This is a genomic window from Desulfovulcanus ferrireducens (assembly GCF_018704065.1).
Taxonomy (GTDB): domain Bacteria; phylum Desulfobacterota; class Desulfovibrionia; order Desulfovibrionales; family Desulfonatronovibrionaceae; genus Desulfovulcanus; species Desulfovulcanus ferrireducens.
The window spans coordinates 1-19,002 of sequence record NZ_JAGUQP010000005.1 but is presented as its reverse complement, the minus strand read 5'-3'; the positions used below and the strand labels follow the sequence as shown (position 1 = coordinate 19,002).

At 41.8% G+C, this 19,002-nt stretch carries 16 protein-coding genes and 1 tRNA gene; 5 read left to right on the top strand and 12 right to left on the bottom strand.

The window, feature by feature from the left end:
• Positions 1-296: 296 nt before the first annotated feature.
• Both KFV02_RS02765 and KFV02_RS02760 read left to right on the top strand, forming a co-directional pair.
• The gene (locus KFV02_RS02765; protein ID WP_252380007.1) at positions 297-692 is read left to right on the top strand and encodes a 4Fe-4S dicluster domain-containing protein; all 396 of its coding nucleotides are present in this window, start codon (positions 297-299) and stop codon (positions 690-692) included.
• Between the two features lie 111 nt (positions 693-803).
• A complete protein-coding gene (locus KFV02_RS02760) occupies positions 804-2,549 on the top strand; it encodes an aldehyde ferredoxin oxidoreductase N-terminal domain-containing protein (RefSeq protein WP_252380006.1) in 1,746 nt (581 codons plus the stop codon).
• Between the two features lie 146 nt (positions 2,550-2,695).
• On the opposite strand, the gene KFV02_RS02755 is transcribed toward KFV02_RS02760, so the two are convergent.
• From KFV02_RS02755 to KFV02_RS02740, 4 genes are all read right to left on the bottom strand, one after another.
• A complete protein-coding gene (locus tag KFV02_RS02755) occupies positions 2,696-2,914 on the bottom strand; it encodes a tautomerase family protein (protein WP_252380005.1) in 219 nt (72 codons plus the stop codon).
• Positions 2,915-3,047: 133 nt separating this feature from the next.
• Entirely contained in the window at positions 3,048-3,980 is a 933-nt protein-coding gene (locus KFV02_RS02750; protein ID WP_252380004.1) for a DUF5655 domain-containing protein, read from the bottom strand.
• A 159-nt stretch (positions 3,981-4,139) separates the two neighbouring features.
• Positions 4,140-5,852 carry a prenyltransferase/squalene oxidase repeat-containing protein gene (locus KFV02_RS02745; protein WP_252380003.1) on the bottom strand — a complete coding sequence of 571 codons (1,713 nt, stop codon included), beginning with the start codon at positions 5,850-5,852 and terminating at the stop codon, positions 4,140-4,142.
• Between the two features lie 97 nt (positions 5,853-5,949).
• A complete protein-coding gene (locus KFV02_RS02740; protein ID WP_252380002.1) occupies positions 5,950-6,408 on the bottom strand; it encodes a hypothetical protein in 459 nt (152 codons plus the stop codon).
• Between the two features lie 338 nt (positions 6,409-6,746).
• Between KFV02_RS02740 and KFV02_RS02735 the strand changes: the two genes are divergently transcribed.
• Positions 6,747-6,959, top strand: a complete 213-nt coding sequence (locus tag KFV02_RS02735; RefSeq protein ID WP_252380001.1) for a hypothetical protein — start codon at positions 6,747-6,749, stop codon at positions 6,957-6,959.
• An 813-nt stretch (positions 6,960-7,772) separates the two neighbouring features.
• Entirely contained in the window at positions 7,773-9,398 is a 1,626-nt protein-coding gene (locus KFV02_RS02730) for a methyl-accepting chemotaxis protein (protein WP_252380000.1), read from the top strand.
• A gap of 151 nt (positions 9,399-9,549) precedes the next feature.
• Here KFV02_RS02730 and KFV02_RS02725 read toward each other — a convergent pair whose 3' ends face one another.
• The 8 genes from KFV02_RS02725 to KFV02_RS02690 form a co-directional block, all read right to left on the bottom strand.
• Positions 9,550-9,873 (bottom strand): MerR family transcriptional regulator, encoded by a 324-nt coding sequence (locus KFV02_RS02725; protein ID WP_252379999.1) that lies wholly within the window; start codon positions 9,871-9,873, stop codon positions 9,550-9,552.
• A gap of 166 nt (positions 9,874-10,039) precedes the next feature.
• Entirely contained in the window at positions 10,040-12,433 is a 2,394-nt protein-coding gene (pheT, locus tag KFV02_RS02720; protein WP_252379998.1) for a phenylalanine--tRNA ligase subunit beta, read from the bottom strand.
• A gap of 272 nt (positions 12,434-12,705) precedes the next feature.
• Positions 12,706-13,755, bottom strand: a complete 1,050-nt coding sequence (pheS, locus tag KFV02_RS02715) for a phenylalanine--tRNA ligase subunit alpha (protein ID WP_252379997.1) — start codon at positions 13,753-13,755, stop codon at positions 12,706-12,708.
• On the bottom strand, positions 13,755-14,108 hold the full coding sequence (rplT, locus tag KFV02_RS02710; RefSeq protein ID WP_252379996.1) for a 50S ribosomal protein L20: 354 nt from the start codon (positions 14,106-14,108) through the stop codon (positions 13,755-13,757). Before rplT ends, pheS begins: the two co-directional genes overlap by 1 nt.
• A gap of 25 nt (positions 14,109-14,133) precedes the next feature.
• Entirely contained in the window at positions 14,134-14,334 is a 201-nt protein-coding gene (gene rpmI, locus KFV02_RS02705; RefSeq protein WP_252379995.1) for a 50S ribosomal protein L35, read from the bottom strand.
• Between the two features lie 72 nt (positions 14,335-14,406).
• Positions 14,407-14,940 (bottom strand): translation initiation factor IF-3, encoded by a 534-nt coding sequence (infC, locus tag KFV02_RS02700; RefSeq protein WP_252380089.1) that lies wholly within the window; start codon positions 14,938-14,940, stop codon positions 14,407-14,409.
• Entirely contained in the window at positions 14,924-16,864 is a 1,941-nt protein-coding gene (gene thrS, locus KFV02_RS02695; RefSeq protein ID WP_252379994.1) for a threonine--tRNA ligase, read from the bottom strand. Before thrS ends, infC begins: the two co-directional genes overlap by 17 nt.
• 60 nt (positions 16,865-16,924) lie before the next feature.
• Positions 16,925-16,999: transfer RNA gene (locus tag KFV02_RS02690), tRNA-Val, on the bottom strand.
• A 1,073-nt stretch (positions 17,000-18,072) separates the two neighbouring features.
• Between KFV02_RS02690 and KFV02_RS02685 the strand changes: the two genes are divergently transcribed.
• On the top strand, positions 18,073-18,726 hold the full coding sequence (locus tag KFV02_RS02685) for a hypothetical protein (protein WP_252379993.1): 654 nt from the start codon (positions 18,073-18,075) through the stop codon (positions 18,724-18,726).
• Positions 18,727-19,002: the final 276 nt, after the last annotated feature.

The following is a 19,002-nucleotide window of genomic DNA, read 5'->3' as shown; positions in this document are numbered from 1 at the left end:
GGAAAGGTTAAACCAACTCCCACACCAAAAAACAAAAAATTTTAACTGTTCTCGAAACCGGTCGGGCCTGACCCGATTCTAATGCTAGACCTTTTGTTCTAGCTATATTAAACAAAGATTAGCCCAAGGTAAAATAGTAAATTTTGGCTAAAAACCTTAAAAAGCTGCGTGAACCAGCTCATATTTTATGTTCGTCGACATTCATTGAGTTTATTGAATTTCGTTGAGATATGATTTGAGAGAGTCATGACTCCACTGCCAATTCAATAACTTTAGACCCGGATCGGGAGGAAATAGTGAAAATTTTGCGTGCCATAAGTATGGAAAAATGCATAGGTTGCTCCAGTTGCACTTTGGCCTGTGCCCGGTTGGTACATAAAACTGTGTCCTGGAAGAAAGCGGGCATCCACATCCAAACTTCAGGTGGCTTAAGCACAGGCTTCGAAGCCATTCATTGTCTGGCCTGCAATCCTGCCCCCTGTATCGAACCATGTCCTACAGCGGCTTTGATCCAGCGTCCCGGTGGAGGGATTATTTTTAAATCCAAACTGTGTATTCACTGCGGCAAATGTGCAAAGGCCTGTCCTGTGAAAGCCATCTATTTTGACCCCAAAGAAAATATTCCTATTTTCTGTCTTCATTGTGGAAAGTGCGTTGATTTTTGCCCCCACCAATGTCTTGCTTATGAATAATGTTGAATTTTGGATTATAAACTTGTCTACACAAAAACAAATTTGTGTCCATGGCCAAACTTACCGAGAAAATAATTCAATCCAAAATATATCCCCAAACGGAGCATAATAATGAACAATAAATTCAAAGTCCTGGTAGTTGACTTGAGTCAAAAAAAGGCCAGCATTGAATATTTTGATCAGAGAAATAATTGGCTTGGCGGCTCAGGACTAGCGGCCGGGCTTTTTGCCCACTTTGCAGACTTAAAAGCCGACCCTTTTGATCCCTCTCAGCCCATAATCCTGGCCATTGGCCCTTTGACCGGATATTTCCCCATGATGAGTAAAACCGTGCTTGGATTTCAATCTCCCTATCACGGTCAATATGCCGAAACCCATGCCGGCGGAAGGTCAGCTCTGGCCATTCGCTTTACTGGCTACGACGCCATAGTGATCAAAGGCCGAGCAGAAAGATTATCCTGCCTGGCCATATCTTCAAAAAGCATCGACATCCATGAAACCCCTTATTTGCAGGGACAGGATATCTTTAAAACAGGTAAAATTTTGCGCAGGGTTTATCCTGAACATTCAGGCCACCGCTCTATCTTACGTATAGGCCCGGCAGGAGAAAATCTGGCTAGTTTTGCCCTGATAAACGTAGATACCTATCGCCATTTTGGCCGCCTGGGCAGCGGGGCAATAATGGGCGCCAAAAACTTGAAAGGAATCGTTCTAGCCGGTGACAGCCATATTGAGTTCGAGGCAACCCAGGGCAAAGAATACAATAAAACTTACGATGAAATTTACAGTATTATTACCAAGACCAAAGCTGTACACAAATATCACGATTTAGGGACGGCCCAGAATCTGATCCCCTTAAACGAACTCAAGGCCCTGCCATGGCGCAACCTACAGGCCACCAAAGACACAAAAATTGAAAATATCTCAGGCGAAACCTTTGCCGAAAAGCTCCTTTTGCGTCAAACTGCCTGTGCCCACTGCCCTGTTGGATGTATCCATATCGGTCTTTTACGCGAAAAATTTGGGCCTGAACACGAATTTTTATACCGACAGGTAGCCTATGATTATGAGCCTATTTTTGCTGTTGGCTCCATGCTGGGACTGACCCAGGAAGACTATGTCCTGACCCTGCTTGAAGACGTGGAACGCGTCGGGCTTGATGTCATAAGCACAGGAGTAGCCCTGGCCTGGGCCACAGAGGCCTTGCAAAAAGGAGTTGTCTCTTTGAGCCAGACTCTTGTTCCCCTGGAATTTGGACAACTAGGGCCATATCGCGAGGCGATCACACATCTGGCATTTAAAAAGAATGATTTTTACGCTCAACTTGCACAAGGGACGATGAAGGCCGCGGAAAAATTCGGAGGAGAGGATTTTGCCTGCGTTCTTGGTCAGGAAATGGCCGGGTATGCCACGGGAGAAACCTATTTTGTCAGCCAGGCTCTAGGTTTTCGCCACTCCCATCTGGACAGCGGAGCTTACTCCTTTGATCAGGAAGAAGATAGCAAAAATATCTCAAAGGCCATAAATTTTATGCTTGAACAGGAGAGATATCGCTGTCTCCTCAACTCTATGGTTGGTTGCCTGTTTGGACGCAAGGCCTATCCTGTGGAAAATATCTGTAAGGCACTTAATAGCCTGGGCTATTCTTATTCTAAAGAGCAACTGGAAGAGACGGCCAAAGAAATTCAGGCCTCCAGGTGGGCATTAAAAATAAAAACCGGCTTTGATCCGGAACAGGTAAAAATCCCTAAACGTTATCTGGAAGTTGAAAACTGGAAGGGTAAAATTGATCCCGACTTTCTGGAACAGCTCAAAAAGGCCTATGCCCAGGAGATCAAAAAACTAAGTCAGAGTTAAGTCCGTTATCGCAAAATCCTTAAATGATGAAGAGATAGCGTATCCTATTGTTTTGGCATCATTTGCATTATTTCCAGGATACGCTTCTCCCTTTGTCTATCATATAAAATAGGCAAAGAAGGGGGGGGTGAGGAGACTACGTTAATTCATTTTGTTCCTGAGTGCCCAAAACCAGAACCAAACTTATCAATATGCAACTCTCCGCCAGTGGACCAATTCTCTCGCTCAAATTCTTCTATCAAAACTGAAACCCATTCCGGTTTAACATCCAAGGTTGAAACCACAGAATCTGTTACTGCCTTTACAAGTTTCCGTTTTTGCTCAATTGAACGACCTTTTGCAATTTTTATTGATATTATTGGCACTTTTCCCCCATAAAAAATTTGCTCTCATTCGATTTTAACGTCTGGTGTTACTGGAAGCTACAACAGTGATGTGGGCACGGCCTTTGAAAAAAGCCTTCTGGTTGCCGTCCGTGATCACCCTTTTCTTAGAAGATCATCCACCGACTTTATTGTAGGCTAACTCAATATATTTCTTTATTAATTCAAACTGCTCCTCTGATGATATCGTAAATTCTGAGTCACCAGTACCATAGTGGCCAATTTTGCTTACATCTCGGTAAAAATCAGGTGGATCGTCAATGTCTGAACTCTTTAATTTGACAAATATCTTTATATTTTTTGTTTGAGGCTCCACGCATACAATATTTTGCGATATCTTGTATGCAATATAAAATTTCTTTGGCACCTCCTCTATGGAAGAATCAAGGCCTAGCATGTACTCTCTAATCATATAGATTAGATTTTTTATATTTTCACTTTTCCCTTCAACATGCTGTTCAAATGTGTATGTGGCGGTTGCTCTCACCTGTGCCGCCTTTTTCCCAGCTTCGACCATCACAGGATTCTTGCCATTTTCATCAACTACATTGTTTACTTTGGAGGCATGAAAAACCTCTTCTAAATATATTGTATTGTTTTTGAACAATCTGTATTTCCATAATTCAATATTAGCACCCATAACTTGAACAGCATGAAGGTCATATTTTTTATAATTTGGAGCTATACATATCACCCTCACATCTGACCAATCAATTTCTATCCCGTTCCCCAGAGCTCTTTGAACCGCTATCTCAAAGTCACCTTTATGATCTTGAATCCAGTGCAAATAAAATAAGCTTTGATTGATTAATTCAGATGATTCAACTTTCTTATATTCAATAATTACAGGATTTTTGTCTTCTGATAATGCTAGTGTGTCAATCCTACCAGCATGTTGTGCGCCGGTGGAAAACTCAGCTGCAACGTATTGACAATTAAAAACTGTCTCTAAATTGGTCTCTATCAGTCTCTGCAAGTCTTTTTCTAGTTGAAAATTTGTTTGTTCAACAGGTGTAAGGCTATTCCCTGCTATCTCAAATAATGGCATAGGTAATTTCCCTTTTTGTTGCTTCTAATGGCGACGGTTAAGCTGCCAAAAGCTCTTAAAATACATACAGTTAACTAAAAAAGACACATTTTTGGTCAGACTCCAACCCTTTGTTAGGCAAAATATAGCCTGTTTTGGACCGAATAATCTTTGCTTATGCTAGTCCCATATATCGAAACCAAAAACCTCCAGAGAAAATTCAGTCACAAACCTAAATGCATCTGTAATGAGAGGGCGACACATTGATTCTGTTATGTCGATTCCCTTATGAACCACTTGATCTCGCAAGTATGCAAGTTGATCCAATGAATTACGATATTTTATTACCCTACTACGTTTTAACTTGCCTTTGTTTTGTAGGTAAGTTTGAAACTGAGACAATGCTTTCCTCATGCCAATAGTTTCATTTGCTTTTTCGAAAATTTTGATATCTACATTCGGATGACTCAACACTGAATATAGGAAGGCTTCAATTCCCTGAAAAGCAGTGATAATCGCTAGCTTATGAGAGTTCGAATTCTCCTCTAGCGACAGCTGCGTGCTCCTGTTTAAGAACTCCCTACACATCGACAAATAGGTGTCCAAATCTCTTGAGAAGTATTCTTTTTTTTGCAAAAATTCTAAGACTAGAACAGTCATAAACGGAAAGGGGAAATCGTCGTCATCCCACATTCCAAGTTCATTCTGCTGGCGCATAATCCATTTAACGCCTAGTTGGATGGAATGGTCGACGTTCTCAATTCCACTACGACCTATGGCTTCAAGAGACAACAGGGTAAGAAAGAGGTCTGGTCTCACGGCAATCCCTTTCTCCGACATATCTTTTCTTGACCAGCTTCCATCTGGATTTTGTTGTTCGAGTAACCATTTTGCACCTATGACTCCTTGTCGTTTCATAGGTTCTGAAATCGCTAGTTTGAGAAGGTTCAAGGAACAAAGTGCTGTTGTGTAAGGACTAGGCAAATGCCGATAAGTATCCAAACCAGTCGGATCCTTACCAGCGGGCTCAGATAACTGAAAATCAGTCCACCAGCCCTCAGGAAACTGCCATCCAGCAATCCTCTGTAAAGCAACGTTTACAAAATCCCTAATCCGGTTTGGGAGATTTCGACTTCTACTCACAAGCCAGAGGTTATAGGCAGTTGATGTCAATCTCTGATCCCCCCAAATTGCTATTGCCTTGGCTTCCACCCCAGATAATCCCTCTAGGAGGGATGTGGCCAACATAGACTCTACACTTGCAAATGCTGCTTCAAACTCACCAACGCCAAAATGTTCCCGGAATCTATACCTTGAGACGCCATCAAGACTATCCATCAAATTATGACTTACCCAAAATATGTCACCTTCAAAAATCTCAAGTAAAGGAGAGCTTTCATGTTCTTCCCTATGCCTTTTCGCCTGTTCTTTCCAAGCACGAACCACCTTTGCGATAAACAGAGATGAAACTTCATCACTAAGTAAAACAATTGCATCGCATACCTGATCTCTGTCAATAAAGGCTTCAACTTCAATTAAAGCCAGTAACGCACTACGTGCTTTATCTAATGTGTTCGGTATACCGTGAATGCTATCCTTAACTTTTTCATGATGACAACGAACAAAATGCGCTAAGTTCTTTGTAGGTTTCCTACCGGCCTTCAAAGCTTTGACGTGCGTAGTTAGTAGCCTTTTAAAATTAGATTGGTTGAAATTAAGCTTTGTGGCCTTCTCGTTTAATGAAGTAATAAACTGGTCGGGCTTAGCATCAACCGCTACTCTTTTACCCCCAATATGAAGAAACAGCCAGGGCAAATAATTCAATATGTCATTTAGCAATTCCAAGGAAAGAAAATTTTCTGTGAAGATTGATTTCGTTGAATAGTCATGCATAAGAGGATCCTTTGGCAATAATTGCACAACCTAACGGTTGAGCTGAGTTGCCGTTCAAGTAGCGCGTGCCAGTTACACGGTCAGCTCCAGGGGCCTGTCAGGACTTTTCTCTTTTCTTATTAATGCAATCTTGCTCAGGTACATAGATACCCAAAACATCGCATATCCTTTCGGCCTTATCAGCGTTCTTTGAAGCAAGGTGATATGCTGATTTATAGACGCTATTAGACAGACCAATTAAGCATTTAGCTGCCATTGCTACCGCCTCTCGTGAAGGCAAGCCAAAGATTTTTGAAGTTAGATCGTAGCGTGGAATTAAGTACATTTGGGCATTCAGTCGAGACGAGAGTTGTCTGAACTCATTAGAAACTTTCTTTTCAAGTTCTTCACCTGTCACACCAGGATTTGAATAGACGTTAGCATATTCAATAATTGCGTGTGAAATATCAGCAACGGTACGCTTAAACTCATGTACTGGGCCTATTAGCAGCTTCAGTACAAGTTGTCCTAAAACGAAGGTGAAAAAGCCAGCAAATATTGTTAAGAAAACTGTCATGTATTTTTAGAAGTATAAAGTATTTTATATCATTATTTTTTCAAAATTTCTAAATTTCTGTACCCCAATCCATCTCTGATGGTCAACTAAGTAAAGTCAATAAACTTCTGCAACATAAAAAAACAATGAACTTGAATATGTTGTCCAAATATTCAAACACCTCAATTTTCGCTTCTAGAAATATCATCACTATAAACATCTTAAAAAACTAATAAAATCTATTAAATCCGATATAATACTTTATTTTTACAAAAAACGCCGCAATATAAATTTATAGAAAATCATATCATTATTATGTTGAAAAAATTTCCAAAGTAAGTCCAGCAAAATACTCAGGTATGGTCTTAAGAATTTGTAGCCAATATCTTCAAAAACGATTTGTAGCATCCAGGTTGGTATTAAAAATTAAAACCGACTATAATCCAGACCAGGTAAAAATACCAAAACGTTATCTGGAAGTTGAAAAGCGGGGGGATAAAATTGATCGCAACTTTCTGGAACAGTTCAAAAAGGCCTATGCCCTGGAGATCAAAAAGCTAAGTCTAAGGTAAGGGGGCGTATCCGACAGGTAGCACTGACGCCGCCCTACCCTGTTAAATCCAGCTAAGCTGGACTGGCATTCAGCATTTAACAGCGTAAATGCCTCAAGCGAACGAAGTGAGCAAGTGAGAGATTTTTTTAATTAGACCTAAATTGAGCGATTTTTTTTGCAGTTCAAACTTTGAGATTGCTTCGCTCCACTTTGTTCCGCTCGCAATGACAGGGGCGAGATTGTCGTTGCGAGGGCAGCTTCGCTGCCCGTGGCAATCTCAGTCATTGGTGAAAATCGCCGGTTCAAAATCTACTTTTTGAACCCATTCAACTATAAGGCGCAGCTAGGTTAGACCAATAACACAACATAGAATAAGAAACCAGGAAAGTGTCTCAAACCTACACTTTATCTGTTTGAAATGTCTGAAAAAGTACGCATGGTCCCAAAAAAAATTTGGAAACCTAAGACAATAGCTATGACCTTATGAAAACAGGATAAAAAGTCAAAAATAGGTATCAGAGCAAGCAAAAAATAATGAGATTTGGATTACCCTAGAATACTCTTTTTTAAGTGATGCAACTGCAAAAATTAGAAATTTACAACTTTAGCAAAAAATTATCCTGTAACCCTTTTAAATAATTCAACATTCATAATTCAAAATTCAACATTGCCTGCAAAAAAGGACTTTTTGCAGGCGGATCTTAAATAGTGTCAGAAGCGATTATTCAGACATAAGAATTGACAAAACCTTACAAAAACTTTAGCAAATTTTTTATAAACACCTAAAAAATCTGTAAAATAGCAATCTAGCAAGTTTTAATGGAGTTATAATATGATAAAGCATTTAAAAATTAGCACTCAATTGATACTATCTTTTGCCATTATTGTTTTGTTGGTCTGTTGCCAAGGATTAATGGGATTATATTTTATGAAGGAAATAAACAGAAGAACTACTGATATGTATACCCAGGAGTTAGTTCCTTTAGAAGGTTTAGATAACGTTAAGTCAGCAAGTTATAGAATCAGGGGTGATGTTTTGACACATATTATAAGTGTGTCCATGCCAGAGATGGAAGATTTGTCAAATCAAATCAAAGAGCAGAAAAATCGAATTTATAAACAATTAGCAGAATATAGAAAGACTAGACTATCAGAAAAAGAAAAGTTGCTGCTCAATGAATTCGAAAGTAATTTTAACGAATATTTGTTGATTATAGAGGATAAAGTGCTCCCATTGAGCAGTAAAGGAGAAAAAGAAAGAGCTAAAGAGATAGTCTTAGGTAAGGCTTTAGAAAAATTTCGTATAGCCCGGAAGGCTATAAACGATTTAATGGATTATGGAGTCAATAGGGCTAAAATTAGAAATGACAATGCGTCTAACGACTATGCCAAAGCTAAGCTTATTATGTCTTCAACTATTGCTATATCAATATTTTTTGCAATTATAACTGCTTTTTTTATTATTAAATCTATTAATAATGGTTTTAAAAAGATAACTACTATATTTAATAAAGTAGCAGATGGTGATTTTGATATTCACTTTGACATAAATAATAAAACAGAAATCGGCAAACTATTAATTCATCTTCAGGAGATGACAACGAAATTGAAGAACCTGATAGCTAAAACTCAAGAAATGGCAACAAAATCCAAACAGCTAATTGCTGATATTCAACAACAAGCTGATCATTTAGTTTCTGCCAGTAACGAAATGAATCAGGTTTCTAATGATATAGACAGGGTATCTTCCGACACTCAAAATAAAGCCGAGGGAATAAAAAATATTGCCCAGTTAACTGGCGAAGAAATTAATAGCGTTGCAGCCGCAATAGAAGAAATGACCACTACAATTTATGATATATCACAAAATACCAAGTCAGTAAGAGAAACTGCGAATGGAGCTCAACAGGAAGCTGTAAATACCAAACAAACTATCGAGAATTTAATTAAAGCAGCCAATAAAATCGGTGAAGTTATCGTTTTAATAGGAAACATTGCAGAGCAGACTAATCTTTTAGCACTCAATGCAACCATTGAAGCAGCAAGAGCAGGCGATGCCGGAAAGGGTTTTGCCGTGGTAGCTAATGAAGTGAAAGAGCTTGCTAAACAGACAGGAGATGCTGTTGTTGAAATAACAGAGATGGTTAAGGACTTACAAAAAAACAGTGCTTTCGTTGGTGAAGCAGCCAATCGGATGTATCAAGTTACTGAACAAGTCAGTGAGCTGGCCACCAATGTAGCTACTGCTGTTGAAGAACAATCAGCCGCAACTAATGAAATCAGCGTAAATGCTCAAAAAGTGTCAGAAAAGGTTCAAGAATTTGTTGTTATGAGTGAAGATATAACAGATACTGGACGAGAAACAGCTCAAAGAGCCAGTGAAGTCAAAGAAAAAGCAAATAAAGTTTACCAGATTGCGTATGAACTTAAAGAGATCATGAAAAAATTTTTAGGCTAGTCGCGTCGGGTGCGTCCGCCAGCAGTGCCTTTATTTAGTAAGTCTCAAAATGATGTTGAGGAGTGAGGCCACGAGGGTAATCTTCTCCTTTGACCATCCTACTTACTCAACCACTTTCCTACTCAACAACTCAACCAAAGTGTAGCCAATTTTAGCCACTTCTTGCGTCCTGACCAAGTAGATGCCTTATCTCCTCCAATTCTTTTTTGATTTCCAACAGAAGGCCTGACCAGCGCTCCTGTTCTTCCAACCGCATCTTGGCCCCTTCAATTGTCAGCCTGTCTTCATAAAGGAGGGTCTTGATTTTTTTTATTAACTTAATGTGTTCTTCAGTATAAAGCCTCTGACCTTTTGACGTGCGCAAAGGTTTAAGCTGGGGGAATTCCTTCTCCCAAAACCTGAGGACATAACTTTCCAGGCCGAGCATCTTAGCTGCCTGACCAATCTTATATAACTTTTCCTTTTTGCCCGCCATTGCTTAGTAACTCGTAGCCCTATACCTGCTTGTTTAAACAGACTATAAACTCATTCCCCCAAAACAACAAGGCGGACCCGAAGGTCCGCCTCATATTGATTCCAGCTAAAAAAACTACTGAACTTGTCTCGTCTGTACAGGGACTACCTGTGGAGTGCATAATGCTTTAAGGAAAACGCACATCCAAATTATCCAGTACAAATTGTGCAACTTTTTGCTGTACTTTGTTCACTTCTTTATCTTTTAAAGTCTTTTCCGGATGGCGATAGGTAAAACGTAAGGTAACATTCTTTTCTTTTGCTCCTTCAGGCTGATAAATATCAATTAGGGTCACATCCTCCAGAATCGACAATTTCAGTTGTTTTATAACTTCCAGAATGCGACCGTACTGAAGCTCTAAGGGAGCAACTATGGTCATATCGCGGCGGACTACCGGAAACTTGGGAATGTTCTTAAACTTAATCACCTGGCCATGATAAATTTGCTGCATTAAATCCAAATCAAAATCAGCATACCAGACAGCACTTTTGGCCTTGTATGCCTTAGCAAGCTCCGGCTTCAGCCTGCCCAGAAAGCCTATTGCAACGGAATCAACTTCACAAGTCACGCAAGGGCTTAAGTAAGGATGATCCTCTACAAGCTTAAACTGGGCTGTTGGTGTTCTAAAGGCAAGCAAAAAGTGGTCTGCCAACCCCTTTATATCGGTATAATCGACTTCTTCCTCTTTAAACGGCCAATGAGGTGCATGTCTTTGCCCATAAAGAAGAATGCCCAAGCGGTTATTTTCTCTTGTCTCGGTATCGCTTTCCTGGTCCTGGATAAAGGTATGGGCTACCTCAAAAAGTCTCAGACGCTTGTGACCCTGACCAATGTTTACTTTTAATGTTTGTAAAAGCCCCGGCAAAAGATCCGGTCGCATGACATTTTGCTCTTCAGTCAGGGGGTTGCAGATTAAAACGCGGCCTTCCTCGGCAATACCCAAAAGATCCAGGTCCTGTGTACCTACAAAGCTATAGTTTATGGCCTCCTGCAGACCCAGCCCCAAGGCCCACTTCTTGACCTTTGAAGTGAAGGCATAATCACGGTCGATATGTTCTTCATCCAAGGACTTGCTAACCCTGGGCAGGTGGGCAGGGATCTTGTCTAGACCATAAACCCGACCCACTTCTTCAATAAGATCCACTTCCCTTTCTAGATCCAGACGGTAGCTGGGAGGAATAACCTTCCATTTAGACCCGTTTTCCTCGACCACACAGCCGAGTTTGGACAGGGTTTTGGCACAAAAGGCTTCATCTATATCTAGGGCTAAATATTCACTAGCCCGCTTTGGTCTAAAATCTATCTGGCAGCTAACAAACGGCCTGGGCTCGGCTTTGGCTACACCTTTTGCAACTTTGCCCCCGGAGAGAGTAGCCATTAAATAAGTTGCCCTGTCCAGGGCAAAGGGTGAACCTACCTGGTCAACTCCCCGTTCAAAACGGAAAGAAGCCTCGGAACTTATACCTAAGCGGCGTGCAGTCTTTCTGATTGTCGGGGGGTTAAAAATCGCACACTCAAGCAGGACTTCAGAGCTTTTCTCATTGATTTCACTATTGGCTCCGCCCATAATTCCTGCCAAACCCACCGGCTTTTCTGAATCCCAGATGAGCAGATCAGAGTCTTCCAGTTTGCGAACCTGATCATCCAAGGTCACAATTTCCATGCCTTGTTTTGCTCTTGCCACTCGAATAGTTTGCCCGGCTAGAAGCTCTCTATCAAAAGCGTGCTGAGGCTGACCCAACTCCATGAGCACGTAATTGGTCACGTCAACAATATTATTGATTGGTCTTATGCCCACAGCCATCAGCCTGTAACGCATCCAGGCGGGGCTCGGCTTTACCTGACAGCCAGTCAGAATCCTGGCCTGATAAAGTGGGCAAAGATCGGGGTCATCTATAATTATCTCGACTTCCCTGGTGCAATCCAGATCGGCATTTTCCTCAAGCTCGAACTTGGGAAGGTTTAATGGCAAATCAAAGGCAGTGGCTACCTCCCTGGCCAATCCCAGAACGCTTAAACAATCTGCTCGGTTGGGAGTAACGCCAATGTCTAAAACACATTCATCAAGCCCCAGGGCCTGAACCAGAGGCGTGCCCGGCTTTAGCCCGTCATCAAGAACCATGATACCGGATGCATCAGTGCCAAGCTCAAGTTCGGTTTCCGAACAGATCATCCCTTCCGAAACCTCTCCTCGAATCTTGGCCTTTTTAATCTTAAACCCGGCAGGCATGGTTGTCCCTACCAGGGCCACCGGGACCTTCTGACCCTTTGCTACATTTGGCGCGCCACAAACAATCGGTAAAACCTGTTCCCCTACATCTACCCGACACAAAGACAAATGATCTGAATTAGGGTGTGGTACACATTCCAGCACATGACCGACTACGACCCCGGCCAGGTGTGCAAAAGGCTCGATTATCTCTTCGACCTCAAGACCGAGCATGGTCAGTCTCTCGGCCAGTTCTTCTATAGAGCCTTCATAAGGGGTAAATTCGCGCAACCAATTTAAACTTAAAAGCATGGACTCCTCTGTTCTAAACTATTATTAAATATTAAGTATTGAGTGCTAAGTTTACCGTGAAAATACCTATAGTTAGGTTAACGTCACCCTGAGCGTCCTAGAAGGGTCTCTGAATTCCTGCGCTTTACTAAGGACAGGCCTTTGCTTCGCTGAGATTCTTCGCTTCGCTCAGAATGACGATGGAGGTTTAAGCGTTATATTTTCAGAGTTAAAGTTGAATTTCCGAACATTAAAAAAGTTCAACCTTACAACTTAACACTCAACAGTATATGTTAAACAAATTGCTGCAAGAAACGAATATCATTTTCAAAAAACATGCGCAGATCGCCAATACCGTATTTGAGCATGGCTATCCGTTCCACACCAAGTCCAAAGGCGAAACCACTGTACTTTTCAGGATCGTAATCCACCATAGCAAATACTGCCGGATCAATCATTCCGCAGCCCAAGATCTCCACCCAGCCTGTTTCTTTACAAACTCGACAGGTCTGGCCATCTATTTTCCCCTCACCACCACACATTACACAACTGATATCTACTTCTGCGCTGGGCTCGGTAAAAGGGAAAAAGCTTGGGCGGAAACGTACCCTGGTCTTGGGCCCAAAAATCCGGTGCAGGAACGCGGTTAATGTCCCTCTGAGATCGGCCATACTCACCTGAGTATCAACCAAAAAACCTTCTATCTGATGGAACATTGGTGTGTGTGTTAAGTCAGAGTCGCGACGATATACCTTGCCCGGGGCCACGGCTGCAACCGGTGGCTTGCGTTTAAGCATGGTGCGGATCTGCAAAGGAGATGTATGGGTACGTAACAAAATTTTATCTGTGATATACAGGGTGTCCTGCATATCCCGGGCAGGATGTTCAGGGGGAATGTTCAGGGCTTCGAAATTGTAAAAATCGTTCTCTACTTCCGGTCCAGAGACCACATCAAAACCAAGCTGTATAAAGACCGAGCAGATATCTTCTATTACCCTGGTTATTGGATGAAGGGAACCTACATCCGGATTTCGGCCCGGAATGGTGGGATCAAACGTGGCCAAATCCAGGCGGTTCTTTTGCTCTTCAAGGGACTCTTTTTTCTCTTCGAAAAGTTCGTGCAGCTTGTTCTTTATTTCATTGGCCTTTTTTCCGGCCTGGGGGCGATCTTCTTTGGACAGTTCAGGCAAGCGGGACATTACCTGAGCAAGTCGGCCTTTTCGCCCCAGGTACTCAACCCTGATCTTTTCCAACTCCTGGAAAGAAGAAGCCTGACCCAGGCTTTGCTCTAGCTCCTGGATCAGGCCTTCTAAATCCTGAATTATATCTTGAACTGATATCATCAATTTGCCCTAGCTTTTACCATTTCCGCAAGTTTGGCAAAAGCAGCCTTTTCATTGACAGCCATGTCCGCAAGGACCTTTCTGTTAACAGCCACCCCAGCCTCGTTTAAACCGTGCATGAACCGGCTATATGAGAGACCATACTCTCTAGCCGCGGCATTAATACGCACAATCCATAACTTGCGAAAATCCCTTTTTTTCTGCTTCCTGTCTCTGTAAGCATAACAAAGGGCTCTTTCCACTGTTTCCCGTGCGGTACGATACAATTTACTCCTTGCACCGCGATAGCCCTTGGCCATCTTCAAATATTTTTTATGCCTCCGGTGGGCAGTTTTTCCTCTTTTTATACGCATTGCTTTCTCCTCCTAAAAAATAAAACTAAAATGAATTAGGCATCAACTTTTTAACCTGCTTAATGTTGGCACTGTCTACAAGTGCAGGCTGTCCCAATCTTCTTTTTCTCTTGGCATTCTTCTTAGTCAAAATATGCCTTAAATTTTGTCTTCTTCTTCTAACCTTTCCGGAACCAGTCAGAGAAAAGCGCTTGGCCGCACTTCTGTTTGTCTTGATCTTAGGCATGTTATCCTCCCTATTAAAAAGCTCAAAACTGAAAGCTTAATGTCTTATTAAAATATAAAAATGAAAAATAAATCAGTTAACCTTTTTCTTTCCGGCAATCGGAGACAGGATCAAGTTCATGGTCCTACCTTCAAACTTCGGCTGCTGCTCAACCTTAGCAATGTCGGAGAGCATTTCAACTATCTTCTTTAAAATTTCTAAGCCGCGATCCTTATGGGCCAATTCCCTGCCGCGAAAAAAAACAGTAACCTTGCACCTGTCACCCTTTTCGATAAACCTGCGAATATGCCGAACCTTTGTCTGCAAATCGTTTTCATCTGTCTTGGGGCGAACTTTTATTTCCTTGAGTTGGATCTTGGTCTGTTTCTTCTTGGCTTCCTGTTGCTTTTTTTGCTGTTGATACTGGAATTTACCATAGTCCATTATCCGGCATACCGGCGGATTAGCATTAGGCGCAACCTCAACCAAGTCAAGCCCCATTGCCTGAGCATGTTGCAAAGCCTGGGCAATATCCATGATACCAAGCTGCTGCCCATCAACATTAATCACCCTAACTTCTTTGGCCCTGATCTGCCTATTCCGTCGAGCCTTAATAGAGGTATCTATAGCTCATTCCTCCCTTTTTAAACGGTTCATCCATATCTTCTATAATTAGTTCAACCACTTCTTGAATTGTCTTCATGCCCAAATTTTTCCCTCCGCGCAAGCGAACATTGACACTAGATTGCTCTATTTCTTTCTCGCCCACAATAAGCATGTAAGGGATCTTTTCCATCTGAGCTTCACGCACCTTATATCCTAACTTTTCATTGCGCGTATCCAACTCCACTCTTATCCCGGCCTTGCGCAAATCCTTATAACATTTTTCTGCATATGGCTTATGAGCATCGGTAATGGTCAGAATCCTGGCCTGTACAGGAGCCAACCAGGTAGGAAATGCACCGGCGTAATGTTCAATAAGCACGCCTAAAAAGCGCTCGATTGCTCCTAAAACAACCCTGTGCAGCATCACCGGCCGATGCCTCTGACCATCCTCGCCAATATAGACCAGGTCAAAACGCTCAGGCAATGTAAAATCGCATTGTATTGTGGCGCACTGCCATTTTCGCCCCAGGGCATCTTTTAGTTTTACATCAATTTTTGGACCATAGAATGCGCCATCGCCCGGACAAATATCATATTTTAAACCGAGTGAATCGAGTGCTTGGGTTAAAGCCTTGGTCGCGCGGTCCCAATCTTCATCAGAGCCAATGGACTTTTCCGGCCTGGTACTAATTTCCATCTCATATTCAAAATCAAATAACCGCATGATATCCTGCACAAATTGCAAGACTCCGGTTATTTCGTCCTGGAGCTGATCCGGGCGGCAAATAATGTGTGCATCGTCCTGGGTAAACTGGCGCACACGAAGTAGCCCATGCAAAACACCTGATTTTTCATGGCGATGAACAGTACCTAATTCAAAATAACGCACGGGCAGGTCCCGATAACTGCGCATCCTGGACTTATAAATAAGCATGTGGGCCAAGCAGTTCATGGGTTTGATTCCATAGACCTGGTCGTCAATCTCGGTAAAATACATATTCTCCCGATAATTATCGTAATGACCAGACCTTTCCCACAACTCACGCCTTAAAAGCTGTGGCCCCTGAACAATCTCATAACCTCGTTTTAGATGCTCTTTACGCTCAAAATCCTCCAAAATAGCCCGTATTAATGCCCCTTTGGGATGAAAAATAGGCATTCCGGGACCAGCCTCTTCAGAAAAGCTGAAAAGATCCAGTTGAGGACCAAGCTTCCTGTGATCACGCTTCTTGGCCTCTTCTAACTGATTCAAATATTTTTTTAACTCTTTTGGGCTCGCAAAGGCAGTACCATAAATTCTCTGCAGCATGGGCTTATTCTCATCGCCTCGCCAATAAGCCCCAGCAACAGACGTTAACTTAAAAGCTTTTAAATAGCCAGTAGAAGGAATGTGCGGGCCGCGACAAAGATCGACAAAATCGCCATGCCGATAAATAGTCACCCTGGAATCTGAAAGTTCATCCAGGATCTCTAACTTGTAGGTCTCATTCATGCCAAGAAAAAGCTTCTTGGCCTCTTCCCTGGACAATTCTTCGCGCTCAAAAGGAAGGTTTTTGGCCACGCTCTCTTGCATGCGGGCCTCTATCTTTTCCAGATCCTCCGGAGTAAAGGGGCGCTCATAATCAAAATCGTAGTAAAAACCGTTTTCAATGCTAGGGCCAATGGTCACCTTGGCCGTAGGGAACAAATCTTTAACAGCCTCGGCCATAATATGGGCGGCACTGTGGCGTAAAATTTCCAGACCTTCCGAGGAGTCTATATAGATAGGCTCTATCTCTGCACAATCTTCCGGAACCCGACGGGTTAAATCAAAAAGCTGCCCATCACATTTGCAGGCCACTACCTGCTTTCTTTTTTTGTTGGACAAACCAGCTTTTAAAACATCTGCAAAGGTCTGGCCGGACTCGATCTGAACATCTTCCTGCACGCCAATTATCTTGACCATTTTTTCCTGCCTATAAACAGATTAGGGAGGCTTAAGGCCTCCCTAAATAATTTCTATTGGTGGTAGGCGCGAGGAGATTTGAACTCCTGACCCCTTGCGCGTCAAGCAAGTGCTCTCCCCCTGAGCTACGCGCCTACAAAAAGTAGAAGACCCCTAGCAGAGCCAGGCGAGTATTGTCAAGAAATCTGTTCAAAATTTTTCGAGCTATTAGGGACAATGATGAGCCTGCAAAAGCTTGTCTGGTCAATTTTATAGCTCACTGATGGAAAGGGAAATCTTAAAACTTCTGCTCAGCTCTCGAACAAAGTTACACTATTCAATGGTTTCGTGTCAAACAAGAGCTGAGTGCATCCGATGGGTGCACTTGGGTTGAGTAGTTGCGTAGGTGAGTGATTGACTAGGTAGGATGGTCAGTGGATATGGGATTCCTTAGTAGAGTTTTTCCCCTGATTGCCGCCAGATTCTGAATTATTATCATTGCACAGACCATCTGCACAGGTTTGATTACTTAAAATTATGGAGTCTGTGACCAACCCTACTCAGAGGAGAATTTTTCATAATTTTTTTCAATCCTGATTTCTAATCATGTAGTCAAAATGAGGTTTGGCCACAGACTCTATGACAAAATTTTGCCAAATATGAACAAGAAAAGAGAAAACAATTATTTTTATATAGAATAGATAAGCTCAACTAAAATTTATTTTTTAGGCCAAACAATTTTTAGATAATGACTAAATTTTAACGTCAACCAATTAAAATGATATCTAATTTTAATACATACATCTAAAAATGAAAATTTTAGACTGTGAAAAAGTCTATTTTTTTCATTTTTTCCTTGATACAAAATTGTGTTAATGTTATTTTTAATTTTATACTTTATAGACGTATAAATTTATATTAATCAATTAAAAAAATTAATATATCGGGGCGAGTAAGCGCCCTATGTCTTCCTATACATTTTCATGTGAGCTCTTGTGCACAAGATTGCAGCCTTGGTGCGTATGGCTATATGTGATAGATAATGGGAATGGCCAAACTCATCAATTGAAGTTAAGGGTTTCAAATTCAATGCGCTCGCTGGATTTGCATACGGATTAACTGCCATCTTGATAGTTATTTTAACCGTCAAGTTCGACTACAATAAAGAACTACGGAAAATAATCCAAGCAAAAAATAAAGAGATTGCGGCACTAAAGGAGGGGCAAATCATGGAATTCTTCGTCTTTAGAATCAACAAGTTAAAAATTCTAAACAACCGTGAGTGGGGACCTGGCGAACTTAAGATACTTAGTTTCATCACTGGTGAAGACGTAAATCTTCCAGTGCTGGATGACCTTCAGCGAACAACAGATCCGGAGCAAAAAAAAGAACTGATCAAGGTCGCTGCCCAATCTGTTCTGAGTTCAAAGGTCTTAATGCAGCTGGACAATGTAAGAGATGGTCATCAAATGACATTCGGTGACACGGGGTATGCGCTGTATACGGCACAAAAGATACCCGTATCATTCAACTGGTCTCTAATGATTTTTGAAATTGATGAGGATGTAAACAATCTCGGACGAAAGATAGATAGTGTGATTAGCGCACCAGAGTTCGATGGTTTCGTGGACAATGTTTTAGCTCTGGCCAGCGCTGCAGCAAACCCTGCTGCAGCAGCTGGAGTGGCTATTGCAAAGTACGTGTTTGGCCTGATTGCAAATACAATGATTGAAAACAAAGACGATCAGGTGGGACTAGTTTATCAGTCATTTAATCGATTTGAACATTACCTCCACGGAGAGAGAAAGCGTGATGATGTCCCAGATCTGAGTAATAACGTGCTGATTGACTACTCTATTTTTGGGACGACTTACGAACCATAAAGTTCCCTAACCAATAGGATTAAGAGCCTGTGGCCAAACCCTATCTTACCCGCTGATTGAAAGTCTTGGTTTCTGAAATGCATTACGACCGGCAAGTCGCCGGGCGCACTTGCCTGCGTCCATCTGCGTGCGTCTGCGGTTAAAATATAAGCCTCAACTTTCTCGTATGTTTACATCACCTGTTTTCAAATTTAAGAGATAAAGAAATAAGAATTTAGGCGTGACAGACCGTTCAACTTTCTGGTGCATCAAGACACCGTAACTCAGCTTTTGGTC